This is a genomic window from Streptomyces sp. S6, assembly GCF_054880855.1.
On record NZ_JBTYMC010000576.1, the window covers coordinates 1 to 1,998 of the forward strand.

Annotated in this window: 3 protein-coding genes; 1 reads left to right on the forward strand and 2 read right to left on the reverse strand. The window is 73.9% G+C overall.

Going from position 1 to position 1,998, the window contains the following annotated elements:
* Positions 1 to 618: MFS transporter (locus ACVNF4_RS35385; RefSeq protein WP_461806941.1), on the reverse strand; the 618-nt coding region annotated here is incomplete at its 3' end.
* A gap of 70 nt (positions 619 to 688) precedes the next feature.
* Here ACVNF4_RS35385 and ACVNF4_RS35390 point away from each other — a divergent pair.
* Positions 689 to 1,369, forward strand: coding sequence for a FadR/GntR family transcriptional regulator (locus tag ACVNF4_RS35390; protein WP_461806942.1), 681 nt, complete (start codon positions 689 to 691; stop codon positions 1,367 to 1,369).
* Here the strand turns inward: ACVNF4_RS35390 and ACVNF4_RS35395 are convergent.
* Positions 1,350 to 1,700 carry a hypothetical protein gene (locus ACVNF4_RS35395; RefSeq protein WP_461806943.1) on the reverse strand — a complete coding sequence of 117 codons (351 nt, stop codon included), beginning with the start codon at positions 1,698 to 1,700 and terminating at the stop codon, positions 1,350 to 1,352. The genes ACVNF4_RS35390 and ACVNF4_RS35395 overlap by 20 nt on opposite strands.
* Positions 1,701 to 1,998: the final 298 nt, after the last annotated feature.

Consider the following 1,998-nt stretch of genomic DNA (forward strand, 5'->3'; position numbering starts at 1 on the left):
CCACGGCACCACGGCCACCCCCGCGACCCCCGCCCACACCGCGACCCCGACCCGCCAGCCCTGGCCCATCGCGTCGGTCAGCGGGACCGTGACCGCCGCCGCGGTGGCCGTGCCGAGGGCGAGGGCCATGGAGTAGAGGCCGGTCATGGGGCCGACGCGGTCGGGGAAGTGGTGTTTGACGATGACCGGCATGAGGACGTTGCCGACGGCTATGCCCATGAGGGCGAGGGCGCTGGCGGCGAGGAAGCCGGGGACGCCGCCGGCGTAGGGGCGCAGGAGGAGGCCGGCGGTGAGGGCGGCGAGGCCCGCGCCGACGACCGTCGTCGCGCCGAAGCGGCGGGCGAGACGGGGTGCCGTGACGCCGAAGACGGCGAAGCAGAGGGGTGGGACGGAGGTGAGGAGGCCCGCGAGGCCGCCGCTCATGCCGATGCCGTCGCGGACCTCCTCCAGGAGCGCGCCGAGGCTGGTGATGGCGGGGCGGAGGTTGACGGCGGTCAGGACGATGGCGACGACGAGGAGCCGTTTCGTCCACGCGCGCGTAGAGGGCGTTTTCGGCTCGCCGGGTGCTGTTTCCGTCGTCCGGGGCAGTGCCGTCGTCCGTGTCGTCTCGCTCGCCATGCCGCCCATCATAGAATCATAGGATGATTGTGTGCATGCTTCCCGCGTCCCGCTCGTGCGAAGGTGTCCCATGGTCCTGACCCACCCTCGCCGTTCCGCGCTCTCCGAGCAGGTCATCGCCACCCTGCGGCAGCAGATCACCTCCGGTGAGTGGCCGGTCGGCTCGCGCATCCCGACCGAACCCGAGCTGGTCGAGCAGTTGGGTGTGGCCCGCAACACCGTCCGGGAGGCCGTGCGGGCGCTGGCGCACAACGGGCTGCTGGACATCCGGCAGGGGTCCGGGACGTACGTCGTGGCGACGAGCGAGCTGGCCGGGGTGATGCAGCGGCGGTTCGCGGGCGCCGACCCCCGGCACATCGCCGAGCTGCGCGCGGCCCTGGAGTCCAGTGCGGCGCGGCTGGCCGCGGAGCGTCGTACCGAGAAGGATCTACGGCAGCTGGACGGACTGCTCGCGCGGCGTGAGGAGGCGTGGGCGTCCGGGGAGCGGGAGGCGTTCGTGGCGGCGGACGCGACGCTGCATCTCGCGGTGGTCGCGGCGTCCCACAACGACGCGATCACCGCGCTGTACGCGGATCTGGGCGAGGTGCTGCGGGACTTCCTGCGCGACGACGTGGGGCCCGAGCTGTCGCCGGGGTCGTACGTCGAGCACGCGCGGATGATCGAGGCGATCCGCGCGGGGGACGCGCAGGAGGCTGCCGCGGAGGCCGCGGGGCACGCGTTCGGGTGCCGGTTCAGCCGCGCGCGTGGGTGACCCACACCGCGCGGATCTCCTTCCAGCAGCGCCCGGTGAGCCGTACGGTCCTGGCGGGGCCGGCGTCGACGGGGGCCGCGTCCGTGTCGATGTCCCACCAGCGCACGCACTCGATGTGCAGCCGGACGCGGTCGGTGTCCGGGTAGGGGTTGTGGCACCAGACGACGACCTGTGAACCCTCGGCCTCGTTACGGCACTCCGCCCCGAAGGGCTCCACGCGCGCGTGGACGACCGGTTCACGCACACGCGCGTGCGGCATCGCTTCGTACGGCAGCCCCAGCAGCAGGGCGACGGCGGCTATCGCAGGGGGAACACCGCGGGACATGCGCACAAGGGAACCTCCTCGGCATGGCTCGGGAGGGGCGTACTTCGACAAGGCGTACGTCCACCCTGTCCCGCCCACCCCACCCCCCGCCCGGCCGGGTACGCCGAACGAGTGAGGGCCCGGTCCCGGGAGTCGTCCGGGGCCGGGCCCGCTACGAGACAGAGCCGGAAGCCGAGCGGGGGGGCGAGCCGAGGGCGGGGAGGAAGCCTCACGCAGACGCCCCGGGGCCGGCGGATGCCCAGGCCCTCCGACCGCCCGACCGCGACACGGCGACCGCCGCGCACAGGCTCCAGGGCGCCGCCGG

Coding starts and splice junctions, on each gene's coding strand:
- ACVNF4_RS35390 (WP_461806942.1), top strand. CDS start 689: ATGGTCCTGACCCACCCTCGCCGTTCCGCGCTCTCCGAGCAGGTCATC.